The organism is Streptomyces sp. NBC_00513 (genome assembly GCF_041431415.1).
Lineage (GTDB): Bacteria > Actinomycetota > Actinomycetes > Streptomycetales > Streptomycetaceae > Streptomyces.
Map to the genome: position 1 here is coordinate 558,978 of NZ_CP107845.1, position 18,980 is coordinate 577,957.

General features: G+C 71.0%; 20 protein-coding genes and 1 pseudogene. 8 read left to right on the forward strand and 13 right to left on the reverse strand.

What is annotated here, in order from left to right; all coding sequences use genetic code 11:
* Window positions 1–239 precede the first annotated feature (239 nt).
* Both OHA84_RS02800 and OHA84_RS02805 read left to right on the forward strand, forming a co-directional pair.
* Window positions 240–1,961, forward strand: coding sequence for an Imm49 family immunity protein (locus OHA84_RS02800; RefSeq protein ID WP_371591311.1), 1,722 nt, complete (start codon window positions 240–242; stop codon window positions 1,959–1,961).
* A 177-nt stretch (window positions 1,962–2,138) separates the two neighbouring features.
* Window positions 2,139–3,080 carry an ABC transporter substrate-binding protein gene (locus tag OHA84_RS02805; RefSeq protein ID WP_266973638.1) on the forward strand — a complete coding sequence of 314 codons (942 nt, stop codon included), beginning with the start codon at window positions 2,139–2,141 and terminating at the stop codon, window positions 3,078–3,080.
* Between the two features lie 285 nt (window positions 3,081–3,365).
* On the opposite strand, the gene OHA84_RS02810 is transcribed toward OHA84_RS02805, so the two are convergent.
* The 3 genes from OHA84_RS02810 to OHA84_RS02820 all read right to left on the reverse strand — a co-directional run bounded on the left by OHA84_RS02810 (window position 3,366) and on the right by OHA84_RS02820 (window position 5,558).
* Window positions 3,366–4,232 (reverse strand): hypothetical protein, encoded by an 867-nt coding sequence (locus OHA84_RS02810; protein WP_266973637.1) that lies wholly within the window; start codon window positions 4,230–4,232, stop codon window positions 3,366–3,368.
* A complete protein-coding gene (locus tag OHA84_RS02815) occupies window positions 4,229–4,573 on the reverse strand; it encodes a PadR family transcriptional regulator (protein WP_266973635.1) in 345 nt (114 codons plus the stop codon). The genes OHA84_RS02810 and OHA84_RS02815 overlap by 4 nt, the downstream gene beginning before the upstream one ends.
* A 586-nt stretch (window positions 4,574–5,159) precedes the next feature.
* Window positions 5,160–5,558, reverse strand: a complete 399-nt coding sequence (locus OHA84_RS02820) for a hypothetical protein (protein WP_159041629.1) — start codon at window positions 5,556–5,558, stop codon at window positions 5,160–5,162.
* A 320-nt stretch (window positions 5,559–5,878) separates the two neighbouring features.
* Here OHA84_RS02820 and OHA84_RS02825 point away from each other — a divergent pair, with 320 nt between their 5' ends.
* From OHA84_RS02825 to OHA84_RS02835, 3 genes are all read left to right on the forward strand, one after another.
* Complete coding sequence (locus tag OHA84_RS02825; RefSeq protein WP_266973632.1) at window positions 5,879–6,829, forward strand: MerR family transcriptional regulator; 951 nt, start codon at window positions 5,879–5,881, stop codon at window positions 6,827–6,829.
* Window positions 6,830–6,833: 4 nt separating this feature from the next.
* On the forward strand, window positions 6,834–7,190 hold the full coding sequence (locus OHA84_RS02830) for a hypothetical protein (RefSeq protein ID WP_266973631.1): 357 nt from the start codon (window positions 6,834–6,836) through the stop codon (window positions 7,188–7,190).
* Between the two features lie 182 nt (window positions 7,191–7,372).
* Entirely contained in the window at window positions 7,373–7,702 is a 330-nt protein-coding gene (locus OHA84_RS02835) for a hypothetical protein (RefSeq protein ID WP_053684222.1), read from the forward strand.
* A gap of 94 nt (window positions 7,703–7,796) precedes the next feature.
* Here the strand turns inward: OHA84_RS02835 and OHA84_RS02840 are convergent, their stop codons facing one another.
* Complete coding sequence (locus tag OHA84_RS02840) at window positions 7,797–8,222, reverse strand: DUF3592 domain-containing protein (protein WP_266973630.1); 426 nt, start codon at window positions 8,220–8,222, stop codon at window positions 7,797–7,799.
* Window positions 8,223–8,495: 273 nt separating this feature from the next.
* Window positions 8,496–8,726 carry a hypothetical protein gene (locus OHA84_RS02845; protein ID WP_266973629.1) on the reverse strand — a complete coding sequence of 77 codons (231 nt, stop codon included), beginning with the start codon at window positions 8,724–8,726 and terminating at the stop codon, window positions 8,496–8,498.
* Between the two features lie 302 nt (window positions 8,727–9,028).
* On the opposite strand from OHA84_RS02845, the gene OHA84_RS02850 reads away from it, so the two are divergent.
* Both OHA84_RS02850 and OHA84_RS02855 read left to right on the forward strand, forming a co-directional pair.
* On the forward strand, window positions 9,029–9,430 hold the full coding sequence (locus tag OHA84_RS02850; RefSeq protein WP_266973628.1) for a PPOX class F420-dependent oxidoreductase: 402 nt from the start codon (window positions 9,029–9,031) through the stop codon (window positions 9,428–9,430).
* A gap of 112 nt (window positions 9,431–9,542) precedes the next feature.
* A complete protein-coding gene (locus OHA84_RS02855) occupies window positions 9,543–9,932 on the forward strand; it encodes a hypothetical protein (RefSeq protein WP_053684216.1) in 390 nt (129 codons plus the stop codon).
* Between the two features lie 374 nt (window positions 9,933–10,306).
* Here OHA84_RS02855 and OHA84_RS02860 read toward each other — a convergent pair whose 3' ends face one another.
* The 4 genes from OHA84_RS02860 to OHA84_RS02875 are packed head-to-tail and all read right to left on the reverse strand — an operon-like array spanning window position 10,307 to window position 13,459.
* A complete protein-coding gene (locus OHA84_RS02860; protein WP_266973627.1) occupies window positions 10,307–11,062 on the reverse strand; it encodes a glycosyltransferase family 2 protein in 756 nt (251 codons plus the stop codon).
* Window positions 11,063–11,070: 8 nt separating this feature from the next.
* On the reverse strand, window positions 11,071–11,658 hold the full coding sequence (locus OHA84_RS02865; protein ID WP_266974144.1) for a bifunctional 2-polyprenyl-6-hydroxyphenol methylase/3-demethylubiquinol 3-O-methyltransferase UbiG: 588 nt from the start codon (window positions 11,656–11,658) through the stop codon (window positions 11,071–11,073).
* Between the two features lie 35 nt (window positions 11,659–11,693).
* Window positions 11,694–12,464: a PIG-L deacetylase family protein gene (locus OHA84_RS02870; RefSeq protein ID WP_266973626.1), complete on the reverse strand. Its 771-nt coding sequence runs from the start codon at window positions 12,462–12,464 to the stop codon at window positions 11,694–11,696.
* A complete protein-coding gene (locus OHA84_RS02875; RefSeq protein WP_266974143.1) occupies window positions 12,461–13,459 on the reverse strand; it encodes an acyl-CoA dehydrogenase in 999 nt (332 codons plus the stop codon). Before OHA84_RS02875 ends, OHA84_RS02870 begins: the two co-directional genes overlap by 4 nt.
* 481 nt (window positions 13,460–13,940) lie before the next feature.
* On the opposite strand from OHA84_RS02875, the gene OHA84_RS02880 reads away from it, so the two are divergent.
* Window positions 13,941–16,217 carry a catalase gene (locus OHA84_RS02880; RefSeq protein ID WP_266973625.1) on the forward strand — a complete coding sequence of 759 codons (2,277 nt, stop codon included), beginning with the start codon at window positions 13,941–13,943 and terminating at the stop codon, window positions 16,215–16,217.
* A gap of 9 nt (window positions 16,218–16,226) precedes the next feature.
* On the opposite strand, the gene OHA84_RS02885 is transcribed toward OHA84_RS02880, so the two are convergent.
* The 4 genes and pseudogenes from OHA84_RS02885 to OHA84_RS02900 all read right to left on the reverse strand — a co-directional run bounded on the left by OHA84_RS02885 (window position 16,227) and on the right by OHA84_RS02900 (window position 18,886).
* Window positions 16,227–17,030 carry a DUF5984 family protein gene (locus OHA84_RS02885; RefSeq protein ID WP_234350355.1) on the reverse strand — a complete coding sequence of 268 codons (804 nt, stop codon included), beginning with the start codon at window positions 17,028–17,030 and terminating at the stop codon, window positions 16,227–16,229.
* Window positions 17,031–17,163: 133 nt separating this feature from the next.
* Window positions 17,164–17,907, reverse strand: coding sequence for a carbonic anhydrase (locus tag OHA84_RS02890; RefSeq protein WP_266973624.1), 744 nt, complete (start codon window positions 17,905–17,907; stop codon window positions 17,164–17,166).
* 138 nt (window positions 17,908–18,045) lie between these two features.
* Window positions 18,046–18,213, reverse strand: a pseudogene (locus OHA84_RS02895) (LysR family transcriptional regulator); the annotation flags it as partial.
* Window positions 18,214–18,532: 319 nt separating this feature from the next.
* Complete coding sequence (locus tag OHA84_RS02900) at window positions 18,533–18,886, reverse strand: VOC family protein (protein ID WP_266973623.1); 354 nt, start codon at window positions 18,884–18,886, stop codon at window positions 18,533–18,535.
* Between the last annotated feature and the right edge of the window lie 94 nt (window positions 18,887–18,980).

The window sequence follows — 18,980 nt, forward strand, 5'->3', positions numbered from 1 at the left end:
CGGCGGCTCGAACCGGGGACGTCTGGTCGTCTCGAACGCCGCGACGACGCCCCACGGGCAACGGACGCGAGTGCCCGGCTGCCACGGCGTCGGCCCTGTCAGAGGCTGCGCCTAGGCTGTCCGCACGGACCGGGATCAAGGAGCATGCAGTGCGGATAGAGCGTCACCAGGTAGGCGAGACAGTCGTTTCGGCGGCTCGTGAGGACTTCGTGGACCGGATCGGGGGACAGGTCCGATCCATGTCGAAGGCCGGCCGGATGGCCACCTACGAATGGCAGTCGATCGCCGAGGAGTTCCACGACTACCTGGGCGCCCTGTCCGTCGAGACGCCCGGCCTCGATTCTCCGGAGGCCCGGGCCGCTCTCAAGGACGCCGCCGAGGCGGCGGCCGGCGCCGTCTCCTACGCGGCGTACCACCCTCACTGCAGCTTCCAGGTCTTCCTCGATTACGTGAACTTCGGCATGAGTTACGGCCCGGATGTCGAGGACGATGCCGAGGACGATGCCGAGGGAAGCGTCACCCCTGGCGAGTGGATCGACGCGTTCTGCCTGGCGCTCCTGAGGGACAAGGCCCAGTGGCACGGTGAGGCCTTCCACTTCGCCCGCCAGAAATTCGCGGAGCAGGCGCAGGGAAGCCCTGCCGGCGAGCTCGTCACGGGGTTCATGGCCGAGGTCCTCGACGACACCGGAGACGATGAGGACTACCCGCCGAGCCCGCAGGCGAAGCTGGCAGCCATCGACGCCGCGCTGGCCCGCATCGGCAGTCGGGCCCGGGAGACCAACCAACACCTCCTCGATCGGCCGGACAGTGTCGCACTGAGGACCCTGCGCGCCGTGGCCGCCGAGGATCGGGAGGGCTTCGACTCCGGACTGGCCGCCCTTCTGCTCGCACACAGCACCGTCAACAGCCCCGCTGCCTCTCCGAGCAGCCTCCTCCCGCTCCTGCCGCTCGGTCTGGCCGCGCTCGCGTACCGGACCCGTGGTTGGATGCCGGCTCTCCACACCGATTACCTGCCGCACGCCCTGATCACCAATTTCGAGGCGCGCGGCCCGAGGGTGAAGGGTTTGGGTGTCGACCGGCGGCCGGACGCGGTCGCCTCGCTCGCGGCGGGCCCGCTGCTGGTGGCACGGCCGACCGACGGAAAGCCTCGGAGCCCGGAAATCGAGGCTCATTGGGACGAGTACACCCGAGAAGCCCTGATCCCCGAGGACGGAAAGCCCCTCAGCTCATCGCGTCTCGACAGGGCCCTGGACTACCAGGGGCTTCTCTTCAAGTTGCGAGCGGGGCATTCGGCCGACGTGACGGACGCCCAGCTCGCGAACCTCCGGCTGGCCTCCCAACTGGGGGCGGCCGTGTTCCGCCTTGCCCTGGCGGAGCCGGGTACCGAGGTCGAGGTGACCATCGACGACCGGAAGCTGCGCTGCCAGGCTGCGCGGGGCGAGGCAGCGGGCGCCGGCAACTGGGCGAACGCCGCCGCCTTCGCCCTGATCACGGGCGTACGCGAGGATCTCGCCCCCATGGTCCTTGCCGGCCCCACGATCGCCGGGAAGGACGGCTCGGCCTTCGCCTCGTACCGGGAGGCCCTCCACGCCTACCTGACGGGTGTCGATCCCGAGTCGGCGGCGGAGCGGGCGCTGCGCGGGGCCGAGCAGGCCAAGGAGTGGGGTTTCTTCCCGCCGCCCGCCGTACTGCTGTCGCAGCTGGTGGAGGGCGACGAGGAAAGCTTCAACCTGGCCCTGGCCGATGCCCTGGAAGCCCATCGCGACCACTACCAGGTCGCGGACCGCGCCGACACCATCGACGCATCGATCGACTTCGACGTGCTGGCCCTGGCCTGCCACGCCCGACGCAGGGGCTGGGAGATCCGCGTCGAGTCCCCTTACCTGCCGCAGCGGCTCCTCGGAGCCGCTCGCCCTCTCCAGGTCCCCGGCCGTGAATCCGATGTCCTGCGGGTCTACTGACCGCCTCGGACCTCATGCCGCTGCCGCGATGCCGGCCGGCCAAGAGGTGGGGGCCGTGGAGGTGGCGGACTTCAAGGAGGATCCCACCCCGGTCGTCGGCACCCTTGCCGACGATGTGCCGGCCTTCGCTGTACCCCTGCTGGACCGGGGCACCACACGGGAGGAACCACCACATGAATGCGCCGTCATCGGCCGGCGGAGCGCCCCGAACCGACGGGGCATCCGTCCGCAACGGCGGTCGACGAGTTGGAGCGCTTGGGCGTGGCTGCCGTGGCGGGCGAATACCACAGCGTCGTCGCTCGCGCCGCTGCCGCCAGGGCCGACGCACTCGGCGTACCGTTCCTCTGCTCGTCAGCGGTACTCGACGCGCTCACCGAACGGCCGACGGAATGGGTCGCGCGCCTCGCCCCGGCGCAGTCGCACGGTTGGAGGGTCTACGCCGATTTCCTCCTCGAAACGGGCCACCGCCGCGTCGCCGTGGCAACCCAGCCGAGTGTCTACTGGGCATCCGGCGCCCGCATTCTGCGGGACTGCCTCGCGCCACGCGGCGGCACCGTCCTCGAACTCGACATGAACGCGCTCACCCCCGCGGCGCTGTGCGACGCACTCGTCGACCAGCGCGCGACAGCCCTCCTTCTTCTGGTGGGTCACCCGGAGCCCGCGGTGTCGATCGTCAAGGCCGTCCGCCACGACCAGCGCCTCGACGAGGTTCTGATCGGCGCTCCGGCCGGACAACCGGAGTTCGCCGAGTGGGCGAAACTGCTGGGCGACGACAGTGTCGCGATCCCCTTCCTGCGCTACCTGCCCGAACACCTCGGGCCACTCGGAGCACGAGTCGAGGCGGCCCTGCGCGAGCAACTGGCCGAGGCGCCCTCCTTCGTCGCCTTCGAGGGCTACGACTCGATCGTCGTCCTCGCCGACGTACTGCGTTCTCACGGCACGGAGCGGGCGCGCATCGCCGAATCCTGGCCGAGCGTCGTGGTCGAAGGCACTCGCGGGCAGATCAGGTTCTCCCGGACGCCAGGCGTCGGTGTGTGGCAATGGGCTTGGGCGCCGGTGCGAGTCGTTGATCGAGACACGGCGGCACCGGACCGCTTTCGGACCCTTCACTCGGGCTGAGATCACCGGCCCGGGCCGCGGTCCGGGCCTGTCCGAACTCGCGGCTGCGCACGTGGCGTCCAGTCCGTCTGTCCACCGGCCTGGGTCGCCCTACTGGCTCTCTGCTTCGCAACGGCGGTTCGCCCGCATGGTCGTACGGTCACGGAGCGGTACGGCCGTCCGCTCGGACGGTCACGCGGCGGTACGGGCCGTCCCCTCGGACGGTCACGCGGCGGTACGGGCCGTCCCGGCAGGGACGACCCGCGCTCGGCCGAAGGCACATCATCCCGCCCACCCGCACGCACGTCACATCGAGGGTGTGGCCGGTCCGCGACGTCGGTTGCGCACGCCCACCACCGCGGCGAGCGGCAGGGCGAGGACGAGGGGCAGGAGCAGCGCGTCCAGAGCCCCCACGATGATGCCGACGGCCGCGAACGGCAGGCTCGCCAGGAGAACCGCGGGAGCCGTACGCAGCCGGGTGAACGCCTGCCGACCGGCCAACAGCAGTCCGGCGAGGGACGGCAGGAGAGTGGGCAGCGTGTTCAGCGGATGCGGCAGCGACCACAGGGCGGGCGCCACGGTCAGTACCGCCGCCCCGGCCAGCGCGGCGACCACCCCGGCCTTCGAGGCGCGCGGACGGGGCATGGGGCGCAGGTCCGGCGGGCAGAGCACCGCCACCAGGGCCGACAGGAACGCCGGCCCGCTGAAGAACACCGCGAACTCGAGCCCCAGGCCCGGCCGGAGGGCCTGGACGGCGAAACTCGCGGTGAGGCCCGCCAACGCGGTCCAGGTTCCCACCGCCCAGCGGCCGGTCAAGGCCAGAACCACACCCACGAGGGCAGCCACGCCGCCCGCCCCCGTAAGGACGACGGAGCCGATGTCATCCATCCGGTCTGTGATGCGGAGGGCGGAGATCGTCAGCCTGGTCAGGAACATCGTGTAGACGCCGACCGCGATGACGGCGAACGGCGCCACGGCCGCGAGGAGCCGTCCGGCACGTCCCGCCGAGCCGAGCCCGAGCCGCATGCGCAGGGCGTGGGAGGCGATGTCGGCGGCCTCGCGCATCCGCGCCGTCCTGCTCGCCCCGTCGGTGGCCTCGCGGTGGGCATCGGCTATCTCGTCGCCGAACTCCCGGCGGTAGGAGGCCGGGTAGAGCTTCAACAGATTGGTCATGCCGTGACCGCCTTGCCGAGGCCGCCGAGGTTCAGACGCCGGGTCGCCTCCTGGGCGTTCCGCGCGATGCGAGCCGCCTCTGCCGCCAGGACCTCGCGTCCACGCGGAGCCAGCGTGTAGCGGCGCCGCCTGCGGCCCTCGACCACCTCGTCCTCGTGGACGGCGATGAGGTCCTGTTCGAGGAGCCGCTCCAGGGCCCCGTACAACGTTCCGGTACGCATCTTCGTTCGGCCTTCCGAGATCTTCTCGATCTCTTGGACGATCGCGTATCCGTGCCGTGGGGCATCGGCGATCGCCGTGAGGATGAGGAGGGTCGGCTCGCGCAGAGGTTGTTCGTTCACAAGGATCACCATAGATCGCGTACCGGCATATGTCGATGGCCGACCTATGCCGCTTCCGTGCTCCGTCCCATCCGCGTCCCCACCCGGAGTCCCCACATGGAGTCCCCACTCCGGTGTCGGTCACCGGTCGCGGTCGTGATTCCCTCCAGACCGGGGAAGGATGCGGCCGTTCCATCCGCTCCGCCTGACGCCTGACGCCTGACGCCTGTGGACGGTACGGATCAGAACAGGGTCTCCTGCCCCGGGACGGTGTCCGGCTCGGGCTGGTGCTGCCTGTCGAGGAGTGTGAGCAGCTCGGAAGCCGGGGCGCGGACGCCCCGACCACCGCCCCGGCCACCGGGCATCGACGTGCTCGTGCCTGCCGGAGGGCGGATCGCAGGGCTTGCCTCATGCGGCAGGCCGCTTCCTGTTCGAGCCGCGGCGCTCTGATCGATCGCGGCCTCACCGAGTGATGTGTGGGAGTTCGACATGGCTGAACCCTGCCCGCCCGCTGGGCATCTGATGCGGCCGGCCGGTGCGGGCGGGAGGGTTGCGGGTGCGGCGGGGGCACCGGAGTGCCAGTGGCTCCGACCCGGCCGGGCGGCGATCAGAAGGGATCGATCGACACTTGACCGGTGGAGGCCGCGCACACCTCCCAACGGCCCCCGGAACGACGCAGGTCCAGCACCACCGCGACCGGGTCGCCGTCGCCCTGGGTGAGGTCCACGTTGACCGAGGCATCGTCGGCGCTCGCGGTGGAGGACACGATGTGGTGCTCGAACGTCTTCGCGAGGGAATGCAGGACGGCCGCAGGATCGCCCGTGCCGTCCGGACAGAGGCCTTCCGGAGCGGTGGCCGGTGCGTGATCTCCGTTTCCCACCGCGTCGAGGTACTCGTCCACCGCCCGGTGCAACGGGCTCGACCCCACGACACCGGTCCCCGTGAACACCACCGCCATGACGATCCCGGCCACGAGCAGTGGCAGCCCCGCCGCGAGTGCCACCATCAGCACTCCCCTCCTCCTGCCTTCCCGCACAACCCCGCCCCTCCGCCAAGCGCCAGGGCCAGGGCCCCGGTTCGACACATCGCCGATGTAGAGAAGGGACGCAGCACTTCCGGCGGCCGTTCCACGATCCGCGCCCGGCGGTTCGTGGGTGGGCCGGTGCAAGCCGCCGGATCGGCCGCGCATCCGCCTGCGCCGAGCCCCGTCGTCCGGGGTCCGTAGCCCCGTCGACCCCTCGACCCGTAGTCCTGTGGTCCTGTGGTCCCGAAGGTTGCCATGGCCCCGGTTGACTCTCCCGTGGGGGGAGACAGCAAGCTGAGGGCATGGACAGCGACACGCTCTATTCCATCGGAGAGCTATCCCGCCGAACCGGTCTGACGGTGAAGACCATCCGGTTCTATTCCGACAAGGGCATCGTCCCGCCGGCCGACCGCAGCCCGGCCGGTTACCGCCTCTACGGCCTCGACGCACTCGCACGCCTGGAACTGGCCCGCACGCTGCGCGATCTCGGGCTCGACCTGGCGACCGTGCGCAAGGTACTGGACCGGGAAGCCTCCATACCGGAGGTCACGGAAGCGCACGCCACCGCCTTGGACGTGCGGATCCGCACTCTGCGCCTACGCCGGGCAGTACTCCGTGCGGTCGCCCGACACGCCCCCACCACCATGGAGATGGACCTCTTGCGCCAACTCGCCACGCTCTCCCAGGCCGAACAACGGCGCCTCGTATCCGACTTCATCGACGGTGTCTTCGAAGACCACGACATCAATCCCGAGTTCGTGGCCCTGATGCGGTCCGCCGTGCCCGAGTTGCCCGACGATCCCACACCCGAACAGGTCGAGGCCTGGGTGGAACTCGTCGGACTCTGCCAGAACGCAGACTTCCGTGACACGCTGCGCCGCATGGCCGAGGACCAGGCGGTGGAGCCCTCCCCGCAGGACATCGGCGCTCTGCACTCCACTCTCAACCGGGTGATGGGTGAACGAATCGACGAGGCCGTGTCCGCCGGCCTCCTGCCGGCCTCCGCCAAGGGTGAGGCCCTTTCCGATTCACTGGGCAACCTCTACGCGCACGCATTCGAGCGTGCCGGCGAAAGCGATCTGCGCCGCTGGCTCCTCGCCCGCCTGCGGACAACCACCGACCCACACGCCGAGCGCTACTGGCAGCTCCTGGCGACGATCAACGGGTGGCCCGCATCACCGGCGCTCGCTCCCGTCCACTCCTGGTTCACCACCGCCTTCGCCACGGGCGATGTCGCCATCACGAAGGGCTGACGCGATGAAGACGCGCGATCTCGCTTTCGGCCTGTACGCGGACGAGCAGGGGCTGGCATGGGTCAGCGGGCTCGTCGAGGACGCGGTGGGTTCCCGGAGCGCCCGGATCATCGGTCGGACCGTCGCCGATTCGTTTCCCGGCAGCGAGCTGTCGACCGCCGACATGTACGACCACCTGGCGGAGCAGTGGGCCGCGGAACATCCCGCTCAGGGCGGCGGCTCCCGACAACTGATCGAACTGCGCGTCCACTTGGCGTGTTCGCTCCGGACGTGGCGGGCGCTCCGCAAGGCGGTGATCAACGGCTTGTGTCCGGAGGGAACGGGCCCCCACACCTGCCGTGTGCCGTGGATGGCTGTCTGAGGGGCACCCGGCCACCTTCCGCCCGGACACCCGCCACCCGACCGACCTCCGACCGGCCGGAATTCGAGACCGACGGCTCCGCGGAATCGATACTTCGGACGCGGCCGTCCCGCCTCCCCGGAACGGCTGCGGCTCGGGCCGCCCCCGGGGCATGCTCGCAACCCACACAGAGGAGGTACAGCGTGGAGAACCGACTCAGGCGCCGACTGGGCGGGCTCGCCGTGGCGGGCGTCCTGTTGGCCGGCGCGGGCGCGATGCAGGCGCCCGCATCGGCGGCCGGACTCTCGTACGTCTGGCAGAACGACGCCAACGGCTGGGTGGCCATCTACAGCGCGCCCAACACCGGCACCACCCCGCACCACTGGTCGAAGAGCGGCACCAAGTTCGCCATGAACTGCTGGCTGGACAATCAGGGCCAGCGCTGGTTCTGGGGCCAGATCTACGACACGGGCAGTTGGAAGTACGTCCGCGCCTCCCAGGTCCGCGACCAGATCTCCGTACGAGCCTGCTGACCCGCCCGTCCCCGCCTCACCCCCGCCACGGCGGGGGCGAGGCGGGTTCGCGTCGTACGACCCAGGACGCGGCAGTCGGAGGAGGACGCGGCCGTCAGAAGGTGAGCAGACCGGTGAGCAACGCCACCAACGTGCCGACGGTGAAGAGCGATCCCAAGACGGTGAACAACAGGTCGACCGTCGCCACGTCCCAGCCTTGGATCTCGAACCGGCGAGGATCGTCCGGATCGTAGCGGACCACGACATGGGCCCCCACGCCGAAGGGTCTCGCGATGGAACCGCGGCCGAACCTGGATGCGTGCTCGCACGCGCGACCGTCCTCGGTGGTCCAAGCCGCGACCGGGTAGTGGAACTTGGCGCCTTCGTCGCTTCGCTGGACGTCGTGGCGGACGATCCGCCCCTGCACGGTGACGCCCGTACGGCGGAGCGCACGGGCACGGCGCAGTCCGTACACGCCGAAGCCGAGGAAGGTCACGCCGATCGTCAGGGGGATGAGCGAGAAGAGCCATTCGCGTTGCATGTGAGGTGTGACGCGTGCGTGAGGGTGTCGGTTGCGGATGCGCGGGGACGGTCACCCCGACACCGTGCCGGGGACCATGGCCGACCGACACCTGCCGGGCGAATCACCGACCGGCCACGAGCCGGGAACGACCGCTCCGAGGGAACTCACCGTCAGTCTGAGGACCTCGCCTGCGCCATCATGACGACCGACCTCGCCGCCAACTGGTACACGACCCACTGTCCCTCGATGCTTGCCACTGATCAGATTCCGGTACCGGACCTGACGAGCTCGTCAGTCCGGGGGCTCTACGGAGGCACCCTCCGTGGGGCCGCCGCTCTCGGGAGCGTCGGCAGGGCGCTCGGCTCCCGGCCCTTCACCCTTCTTCTCGCGCCGCGTGCTGACGGCGCCCTCCAGATCAGGAGCCCGGGGCCCGGTCGGAGGCAGGTTGGGGGTCAGGCTCTCCTTCCCGCGTTCCGGGACGGGAGCAGGCAGTTCGGGGTCCTGGCCGTTACGTTGCTTCATGCCGTCCGCCTACCCACAGAGCCACCTCTGACGCGGTACCTGTCCCGTCCTTCGGGCACTTGCGAGTTATCCGAGCCGATGTCACCGGACCCGACCACACGCACGGTCACACACAGCGCTCCGACTCATACACGGAGCTACATCCACTGCCCCGGCCGCGCGGCCCCGGGGTCCATCGGGCCTGCCGACTCAGCCAACCGGATGACGTGTCCCTGCCCGGGGAACGGGAGCCACGGCCGGGGAGCCTGCATGGCTACGGTGGCTCCAGCCGACCACTGCGACCATGCCCCTGGAGATCCTCCGTGCCCGTACCCCTCGGCGAGGACGTGGGGGCGCTACTGCGTCGCCCCAGCACTTGCTACATCGCGACGACGATGCCCGACGGCTCGCCCCAGCTCACGCAGACGTGGGTCGACACCGATGGCGAGCACGTCCTGATCAACAGCGTCGAGTCACATCAGAAGACCCGGAACATCGCACGTGACCCGCGGGTGGCCGTCGCGGTCGCCGACCCCGCGCAGCCCGCCTCCTACGTCCAGATCCGCGGCCGTGTGGTGCGCGTGACCACCGAGGGGGCGGTCGCGCACATCGAGGCCCTCGCTCAGAAGTACCTCGGCGGCCCCTACCCCTGGTACGGCGGCACCGACCAGGTCCGCGTGATCTACGTGATCCGACCGGACCGCATCAGCTCCCCCACCGCCTGACTCCGGAAGGCGCCTTCCGTGGGATCCGGTGGGATCCGTGGGTGGTGGGAGAATGGCATGACCAGGGCGCGTGTTTCTGGCGTCCTTCCCTATCAGGACAGCAGGTCAGGTCATGGCCAAGCAGCCGAAGCCGTCCCAGCCCACGCACGGTGAGGGGCCCAGCCGGTTCGAGGGAACCAAGCAGCACGGCTGGTCCCCGGATGTGGACGAGACCAAGCAGCAGGACAACCCGAGCGCTCATCGTTCGTTCCACCCGGACAAGTACGCTCCCGCCAAGGGCCCCGGCCGAACCGTTTCGAAGGAAGAGGCCGGCAACCCCCACGGCAAGCCCTCCAGAAGTCAGGGCCGCCGAGGCGAGGAGCAGAAGAAGGGTGCGGGTGAGGCGGGAATGCACGACCGTGGCCCGCAGGGCCGCTCCCAGCGCCCCAGCGGAACCAAGGACGCCTCCGCCACCACCGGCGTCGACCCCCAGGACCCGCCCGGCCCGCGCAGCGCCGGATAGCGACAAGCTCACCCTGGACGTACCCCGGAGGGGTCTCCCCGGGCGACGGCTTTCCCTCCGGATCGGCATGGTCGGAGAAGCCTCATGACTGACATCGAGCACGGATCCGGCGACAGCGGGCGGCGGGCACCGCGGCTGCAGAACCACGGCGGCACCGTGGACGATCACGGACGCGAGCCGGGTTCACCTTCAAGAACGGGAACGGGATCGTCCTCCCCGCCGGCCGACCCCGAGAGGGCGCGCCGCGCCAATTCGAGGAACTCCCGGGACGAGGACGGCGATCGGTAGCGTTGCCGATGCTCCCGCACGCCCGGACGATACCCCTCCACCCCACGTCCGAGGCGGCGGGGCGGCGAGGCGGCGAGGCGGCGGAGTCAACCCGCGGTCGGCTGGTGTCCCTCCAGGTGGTGAGAGCCCAAGGCGGCCAGGTCGTCGGCGAAGCCGCCGCGGGCGCGACCTCGGACTCGTGCCGAAGTGAGGACCGGGCAGGCAGCCGTGGTCAGGACGCGGTGCCCGGCGCGGTTCAGGGCGTCGACCAGCGCGTGGTCCTCGCCTACCCCGAGCGGGGGGAAGCCGCCGACGGAGAGGTACGCGTGCGCGGTGACACCGAGGTTCGCTCCGTGCACGTGCGGGTGGTACCACTCCCCGTCCGACGGTCGGGTCGCCTCGTACCGGGTCCGGAGGCGGTCTGCCAGGGGTGACCTGGGCGGGAGCATCACCGTGCCCACGACCGCCTCCCAGCCCTCGCGGGCGCGGGCGAGCTGGTGGGCCAGCCAGTCCGCGGGCACTTCACTGTCGGCGTCGGTGGTGGCGATCCACGCGTGTGATGCCGACGGGCCGAGTTCCCGCAGGGCTCGGCGGACACCGACGGCGCGCGCCTGGCCGGGGTTGCGGAAGCTGCCGGTGACGACGGTGGCACCGGCTTCGCGAGCGAGGGACGCGGTGTTGTCGCGACAGTGGTCCGCGACGACCACGGTGAGGACCCTCAGGCGGCGGAGAGCCGGGTGCAGGGTGGCGGTGCGGACGGCGGCGAGCGCGGCCGGCAGGAGGGCCTCCTCGTCATGGGCGGGGACCACGACGGCCAGGGCTTCAAGGACCTCGGTTCCGGGGGCCACGGTTTCGGGGTTCACGCCAGGCCTCACACCAGGCCTTCCTGCTCGGCGGGTGTCGCCGGTCGGCTGCCGTCCGGGAGGAGGCGGTGGTGGATCTGGAGGACGAAGTCGTCTTCGCGATGGTCGGCCAACAGGCGCAGGCCGGGGGTCCCGTCCAGGCTTCGGGCGATGTCGCTCCCGGTGGAGAGGTGCTCGGGGACGGCGTGGTTCCAGTGGACGGTCACCAGGGTTCCGCCTGGTTCCAGCGCCGCGAGGACGTGGTCCAGCAGGGTCCGTTCCGTCGGCGGGTCGAGGTAGTAGAGCAGCTCGGACAGGACGACCAGGTCGAAGGTTCCCTCAGGCCATTGGGCGGGAACGGTCATCTGCCGGATGTCCACGTGCGGGTGTCCGCCGTTGCTCCGCCGGGCGGTCTCGACGGCCGACGCCACCCGGTCGCAGGCGAGGACCGAGTCGCAGCGGGCTGCCAGGCGGTGGGTCAGTTCCCCGACCGAGCAGGCGGGTTCGAAGGCCCTGCGGTAGCGCTCCTGCGGCAGGGCGGCGACGGTCAGGTCGTACTTGCGGCGCTCGTACCAGCGTTCCGCGAGGTGCCAGGGGTCCTCGGTGTGTCGGTACATGTCGTCGAAGTACGACGCCGGGGTGGGCTGATCGGTCACGTGAAGAACACCTCGATGTCGCGCAGGTGGTGGGCGAGTTCCTCGGGCGGCAGGACGGCCGCGTCGGCCGGGTCCGGCCCCAGGGGTGCGATCTGGCTGACGAAGTGCTGAACGGCTCGTCGCTTGAGTGCCGCTGTCACGGGAGGGAGCCGGACGGCCACGGCTGCCGCCCAGGGCACGCGGGGATCACCCGGTCGGGCCCAGTGCCACATCCATACCGGGTACGTCCAACAGGGCACGGCTACGGCACGGGACGCCTTCACCGCGGCTCGCCCGGCGGCCTCGTGGTCGCCGTGCACGTCGTCCATCCACGGTGCCAGGCACAGTCGCGCACCGTCGAGGAGCGTCTCCAACGCGGCGGCGACCTCTTCCTCGTGGAACGCCAGCCGGGTGTCCGCCACCTTGAGGCGGACCACCCGGGCATCCGGTGCACCCAGCGATGCGAGTGCCCGGCGCAGTTCTTCGGCCCGGATGGCCGCCAGTTGGTCCGGTGTGACGCGTGTGCTGCCGGGGTGGGAACCTTCGCCGTCGGTGACAGTGACCACCGTGAGGGCGAGACCCGCCCGTGCGAGGAGGGAGATGGTGCCGCCGGCTCCCAACACCTCGTCGTCGGGGTGGGCTGCCACGATGACGACCCGGCCCCGCTCGGGCAAGGCCGCCTCGGGCAGGGCGGCGAGGCCGTTCCAGTCGCGCCACTCCCGCTCCGGGGTACCGGGGGCCTGAATCGGATCGGCGGGTGGCGCCGGCTCGGGTGGTGTGTCCGTCACCGCTGCCCCGCTCGGGCGACGAGGCCGCCCAGCTCCGCGAGGTTGCGTTCGCCGTGGTGTTGGCGGATGTAGACGGCGAGGTCCGTGGCGTGTCGTGTGTGGGACGGATCGTGGCACAGCGGTTCGGCGCCGGTGGCCCGGCCGACATGGGTCAGGACATCGGCGCACACCGATTCGACGAAGGCGCGCACGCGCAGGCTTCGCCGCCGGGCCGTGCGCTCGGCGTCGGCGGGATCGCCGTCGATCTCGGCCGCTGCCTGGGCCAGGACGGCCCCGGCGGCGTGCAGGCGCATGTCGACGGCCCCCAGATGGGCGTCCGTGAGCGGATCCGCGCCGCGCTGGGCCGCCGTACGGGTGAGGAGGTCCGCGACGGCCCGGGCGCCGCCGTACCAGCAGGCCGCGACCCCGATGCCGCCGTGCTGGAAGCCGGGCCGGTCCACGTAGGCTTCCACACCGCCGACCGGTACCGCGGGCACGTTCTCGAACGCGACGTCGGCGCTGTCGCTGGCCGCCATGCCCAGCGCCTGCCACGTACCCTCCAGCGTCCGGCACCCGCCTGCTCGCGCGCCCGGCCCCTCCCCCATGGCCGCGGTGGTGACGGCGAAGAGGCGGCGGCCGTCGTCCGCCGTGGCCGTCACCAGGGCGTGTGTGCAGCTGTGCGCTCCCGAGCAGTACCGCTTGATCCCGTTCAGCACCCAGCCGCGGTCGCCCCGGGATGCGGTGAGCCCCTGTCCTCGGGGTTCGGCGGCCCACACGCCCCAGCGCTCCTGCGGCCCCACGGCCGGCCCCCCGAGCTCCGCGAGGATCGCCACGGCGTCCGCGTGTCCCTCCACCAGCCGGGCCAGGGAAAGATCGCGTTCCGCCACCGAGGCCAACGACCGGAACCGGTCGGCCGTCCGGCCCGCTCCCGGCAGCGGAAGGTCCAGCTCGCCTGCCGCGATGTCGGCGACGCAGGCCGCGAAGTCCGCCGCGCTCTCTCCGCGGATCTCCTCCATCCAGGCCTCCCGGCCCGGGCCGTGGGTGGCTCGTGCGCTCGAACGGGCTCCGTATGCGGTGCCTTGCATCTGCGGTGCTCCTTACCCCGGGGCGTCGGGCGCCGGGCAGATCGCCCAGGTCGGCCCTGCACGCGCCTTGCTGCGGATGCCCGTGCTCGGCCGCACGATGCGCGTCGGACCGCGGCGTGGGACGAAGCCGGCCCCGGGACGATCGACGACGTCTCCCATCTTGAACAGCGGGCGAGCGGCACGCATCACGGCGGCACGCATCACGGCGCGGCAGTCGCCGGCCGTGCGGCCCCGCCCCACGAGCCCGGAGGAAACCGGCGGGGACGGGACCCCCTCGGGCGATGGGGACGGGCGGACGGGCGTATCCGAGATGCCGGAATCCGGTGGAGGGGAAAGGGTTGCACGGGGACCAGGAGTCCAGGACCCGTCGGCACCTGCGTCCGGGGCGTGAGGCAAGAGGAGAGAACACGGCATGGCTCAGAAGAAGACCACGAAGGCCGCTGCGAAGAAGCCCGCGGCGACCAAGGGCGCGTCCGGCACGCGGGCACGGCGCAGCGACATTCCGGGAAAGCCGGCGCCACAGCCGCCGTCGGCCACCGAGCCGACCAGGCCGCATGAGCCCCTGCCTCCGAAACCCGACCAGGACGGCCCGGACACCCTCAGCCCCACGGGGCAGCCGACCGGCGTGCCCCAGGCCGTGGTGGCGCAGGGCGGCGCCTACCTGACGACCGCGCAGGGCGCCCGGCTGTACGACAGCGACCACTCCCTGAAGGCGGGTGCGCGGGGTCCGGTCCTGCTGCAGGACCACCACCTGCGGGAGAAGATCACCCACTTCGACCACGAGCGGATCCCCGAGCGAGTGGTGCACGCCCGGGGCGCCGCGGCCCACGGCGTCTTCCAGGGCTACGGCACCGCGTCGAAGGTCACCAAGGCGGCGTTCCTGGCGAAGGGCGTCGAGACGCCCGTGTTCGTACGGTTCTCCACCGTCCTGGGGTCGCGGGGCTCCGCGGACACGGTGCGGGACACGCGTGGATTCGCGACGAAGTTCTACACCGGCGAGGGAACCTTCGATCTGGTGGGCAACAACATCCCGGTCTTCTTCATCCAGGACGCCATCAAGTTTCCCGACGTCATCCATGCCGGGAAGCCGCATCCCGACCGGGAGATCCCGCAGGCGCAGAGCGCCCACGACACGTTCTGGGACTTCGTGTCCCTGCACACCGAGGCGACGCATCACACCATCTGGAACATGTCCGACCGGGCCATCCCGCGGTCGTTCCGGATGATGGAGGGCTTCGGCGTCCACACGTTCCGCCTGGTCAACGCCAAGGGCGCCACGACGTTGGTGAAGTTCCATTGGAAGCCGAAGCTGGGCGTCCATTCCCTCGTCTGGGAAGAAGCGCAGATCACCAACGGGATGGATCCGGACTTCCACCGCCGGGACCTGGCCGACGCGATCGAGGCGGGCGCGTTCCCCCAGTGGGAGCTGGGCATCCAGGCCTTCCCCGACACCCCGGACCAGACCTTCGAAGGGATCGACCTGCTCGACCCCACCAAGATCGTGCCGGAGGAGCTCGCTCCCGTGCGGCCCGTCGGGTTGATGACGTTGAACGCGAACCCGACCAACTACTTCGCCGAGACCGAACAGGTCGCGTTCCACCCCGGCCACCTGGTTCCCGGGATCGACGTCACCGACGACCCGCTGCTCGCCGGACGGCTCTTCTCCTACCTCGACACGCAGATCAGTCGGCTCGGCGGACCGAACTTCGGGCAGATCCCGATCAACCGGCCACACGCCCCCGTCAACGACATGCTCCGCGACGGCATGCACCAGACCGCCGTCCACGCGGGCGTCGCCCCGTACCGGCCCAACAGCCTCGACGGAGGCTGCCCCTTCCTGGCCGGAGCCGACACGGGCGCCTTCATCGAAACGCCCGTCACCGTCCCCGAGGCGAGCAAGGTCCGTGAGGCACCCGCCTCGTTCGCCGACCACTTCAGCCAGCCGCGGCTCTTCTGGCTGAGCATGACGCCGACCGAACGCGAGCACATCATCGCCGCCTACACCTTCGAGCTGAGCAAGTGTCACGAGCAGGTGATCAAGGAACGCGTCCTGGGTGTCCTGGCCAACATCGACCCGCAGCTCTGCGAAGAGGTCGCCGCCGGGCTCGGACTCCCCGCGCCGAAGGCCACGGAGCCCCTGACCGATCCCCACCCGAGCCCGGCCCTGTCGCAGATCGGCCGGGAATGGCCGCTCGACGGCCGGGTCATCGGCATCATCGCGGACTCCGGAAGCGACCTCGCGGGGGTGAGGACCGTACGGGATGCCGTACATTCCGCCGGAATGGTGCCCCTGGTGATCGCCCCCACCGGCGGCACCCTGGGCACGAAGAAGAACCCGGTGACGGTGCAGCGCACCTTCGCCACCGCCCGCTCCGTCGAGTTCGACGCCCTGCTGTTCGCTGGAGTGACCCAGGCGGCCGCCGACGCCCACGGCGCCCGGGACGCCAAGGCCGGTACACCTCGCCCGGCCGGCGCCGACCCCCGGGTCCTGATGCTGCTGACCGAGGCGTACCGCCACGGCAAGGCAATCGGCGGTTGGAAGGGCGCCTCCCGGATCCTCGACGCCGTCGGAATCGAGACGGACGAGCCGGGCATCGCCTTCCACGACACCCCCTCGGCCACCTTGAAGCAGCTCAAGCGGGCCATGACGCGGCACCGGGCCTGGGACAGGTTCCCCGTCGCCGACTGAACCCGGCCCCTACCCCGCGTCATCCTGCGTCCGGGTCCCGGCGGCAAGGAGCATGCGCGCACCGGTCCGTACGGCGTCCCAGTCGGTGCCCGGCTCGCGATCCCTCGCGCGCCGCAGCCAGGTCGCCCGGTCCCGGTGCTCGCGACGCAACTGCTCCACGTCGCCTCGCACACCGGGCGGTGGTCCGGACTTCTCCAGTTCGCCGATGCGTTCGTCCATGGCGGCCAGCAGCGCCCGGTCCAGTTCGGCCACCGCGCCGAGGAACTCGCTCGTCGGCAGGGTCACCCGACCCGTCTGCGGGCCGGCGAACTCGATGACGCCCTCCGGGTCCGCCCGGTGCTCCCAGCCGACGGTCACGGTGTCCTCCTCACCGACGACGGTGCGCCAGAGGCGGATGGTCGGGGCGACGCGCAGGTAGTCGGTGTACAGGTAGCCCTCACCGTGCCAGGTCAGTGCGGCGTCGGCTTCCGGCGTATCGATCCACGTCCAGTTCGGCGAGATGGCGGCCGCGACGTCCACCAGGTCGTGGGGCACCGGTTCCATCGCCCCCGACACGAGCGCGATCACGTCCTCCCACAGGCGGACGACGAAGTGGTCCACGTACGGGTGCGCTCGGTCGCCGTCCCGGTCGTATCGGAGTTCGCGGACGGTGCGTTCGGAGTAGCGCAGCACCTCATGGCCGTCGATGTCGACGCAGTACCAGCCGGCGGTCAGTCCGAACCAGTGCAGTTTGGGCTCGGCACCCCACGGCTTGACCTCCTCCAAGGGAGTCAGTCCGAAGCGGAAGCGAATCGCGGAATCGGTGTGGATCACCTGTCCAGTGTCCCAGTGCGACCCCCTCGCCGGTGCTGCGGCCTCCCCCGGTGCACTCGCCATCGGGGGAGAGCGGAGCGGGTGAACGGGGCCTGGGGCGCTCGTCTCCGAGGGGAGCGCGTGGTGGGCGGGGTCAGTGGGTCTGGTGGACCGTCTGACTGTTGAGTTCGTAGCGGGCCCCGATCACGGCCAGTTCACCCGAGGCGACTTTCGCCGCGAGGGTGGGCTCGGCGGCGACGCGGGAGCGGACCAGTCGCACGTTCGCCGTGATGGTCGCGTCCACGCGCGCCGCTCCCCGCGGGCCGCGGTCGATCGCCGGACGGATCTGGTCGACCAGGTACTGCATGTGGCCGGCGAGGCTCTCGCCGGCCTCGGCCGCGTGAATGGCGGCGGTGACGGCCCCGCACGACTGGTGCCCCAGCACGACGACGAGCGGAATGGCCAGCTCCAGGACCCCGTAGGTGATGCTGGCCAGGACCGCCTCGTCGAGGACGGAGCCTGCCGAACGGACGGTCAGCAGGTCGCCGAGGCCCTGGTCGAAGACCAGCTCCGGCGGAACGCGGGAGTCGACGCAGCCCAGGACCACGGCGAAGGGATGTTGTCCGGTCACCAGCGTCTGTCGCACGGCCCGCGTCCGGTCGGGGTGACTCTCGTGGAGCGTGCGCCAGCGGACGTTGCCCGCCATGAGCTCCCGCAACGCCGACCGCGGGGTCGCGGGCCGCATCCGCGCCGCGCCGGCCTGGGCGGGGGTCGAGGCCGTGGTGGAATCAGGGGCGGCCCCGACGGTCCCGGCCGCCACAGCCACCGCTCCTGTCAACGCCGCGCGGACGATCTCGCGCCGGTCCGGACTTCCGTTCGACTCCTCGATTCCAGCCACATCGGAGAACGGTAGGAGTGCCGCTGCCTGCGCGCGGGTGCGGCACGAGGGCCGGATCGCTCTTGAAGAAGACTTGATCAACCAGCGGACGCCGGCCGGTTGCGGCCGAGCGTGGTGAGCGGTATCGCCGTCACGGACTCAGTGGCGGTACACGGCCAAGGCGATGTCGATGAACGAGCGGATCAACGGGTTGGGGTCGTCGTCGTTCCATACCGCGACCACTCGGCTCGGCGCCATGTCGACCAGCGGAACCACGGTCAGATTGTCGGGCAGGTCGTGTCCGAGCGGGGCCAGGCCGACCGTACCACCGGGCCCTCGCACCTGTTCGCGGGCGAACAGACCCGCGAGCATGGTGACCTCGAAATCGCCGTCCCGGCCGCCCGGTTCCCCGAGATCCGGGCGCGGTTCCCCGAGTTCGCCTTCGACGTGGTGGCCTCGGACCGCGCTTGGGAGCTCACGCCGGAGGTGTCGGAGCTCACTCATCAGACCTGGCTGCGCGATCCGTCGACCGGCGACCACCTGGTGGACGTGTTCCGCGAGCCGCACGAGGGCCCGACCTGGATCTGTCGGGCCGGAGGGCGGGCGGGCGGTCCACCAGCACGTCACCGCCTGTGTGAAGGCGCGATCAGACGGGCTGCCACAACTCGATCCGATTGCCCTCGGGGTCGGTGACCCAGCCGAATCGACCGACCCCTTCCATGTCCTGCGACTCCGCGGCCACGTCCGCTCCCTTGGCGCGCAACTGCGCGAGCATCGCGTCCAGGTCGCGGACCCGGAAGTTGAGCATGCTCTGCTGCGTGCGGGAGCCGAAGTACTCGGTCCCGGACTCGAACGTCGCGAACACCGTCGCCCCGAGGGCCTGTTGCCAGACGCCGTTCGCATCGGCGTCCAGGCCCAGACAATCGCGGTACCACGAGTTCAGGGCCGCCGGGTCCGCGGCCCGCAGGAAATATCCACCGATTCCAAGCACACGTTCCATGCCGCCATCCTGCCAGGACACGACCGGGCGGGCAGGCACCACCGCACCGTCACCCGCCCGCCCCCACCCCACCCTGAGGCACGGGCCGGTGTTG

Coding starts and splice junctions, on each gene's coding strand:
- OHA84_RS02820 (WP_159041629.1), bottom strand. CDS start 5,558: ATGGTGGCACTCGCGGCGGGGCTGCCACTGCTCGTGGCCGGGATCGTC.
- OHA84_RS02810 (WP_266973637.1), bottom strand. CDS start 4,232: ATGACCAATCTGTTGAAGCTCTACCCGGCCTCCTACCGCCGGGAGTTC.
- OHA84_RS02825 (WP_266973632.1), top strand. CDS start 5,879: ATGGACAGCGACACGCTCTATTCCATCGGAGAGCTATCCCGCCGAACC.
- OHA84_RS02830 (WP_266973631.1), top strand. CDS start 6,834: ATGAAGACGCGCGATCTCGCTTTCGGCCTGTACGCGGACGAGCAGGGG.
- OHA84_RS02845 (WP_266973629.1), bottom strand. CDS start 8,726: ATGAAGCAACGTAACGGCCAGGACCCCGAACTGCCTGCTCCCGTCCCG.
- OHA84_RS02840 (WP_266973630.1), bottom strand. CDS start 8,222: ATGCAACGCGAATGGCTCTTCTCGCTCATCCCCCTGACGATCGGCGTG.
- OHA84_RS02875 (WP_266974143.1), bottom strand. CDS start 13,459: ATGGAGGAGATCCGCGGAGAGAGCGCGGCGGACTTCGCGGCCTGCGTC.
- OHA84_RS02800 (WP_371591311.1), top strand. CDS start 240: ATGTCGAAGGCCGGCCGGATGGCCACCTACGAATGGCAGTCGATCGCC.
- OHA84_RS02900 (WP_266973623.1), bottom strand. CDS start 18,886: ATGGAACGTGTGCTTGGAATCGGTGGATATTTCCTGCGGGCCGCGGAC.
- OHA84_RS02865 (WP_266974144.1), bottom strand. CDS start 11,658: ATGTACCGACACACCGAGGACCCCTGGCACCTCGCGGAACGCTGGTAC.
- OHA84_RS02855 (WP_053684216.1), top strand. CDS start 9,543: ATGGCCAAGCAGCCGAAGCCGTCCCAGCCCACGCACGGTGAGGGGCCC.
- OHA84_RS02880 (WP_266973625.1), top strand. CDS start 13,941: ATGGCTCAGAAGAAGACCACGAAGGCCGCTGCGAAGAAGCCCGCGGCG.
- OHA84_RS02805 (WP_266973638.1), top strand. CDS start 2,139: ATGCGCCGTCATCGGCCGGCGGAGCGCCCCGAACCGACGGGGCATCCG.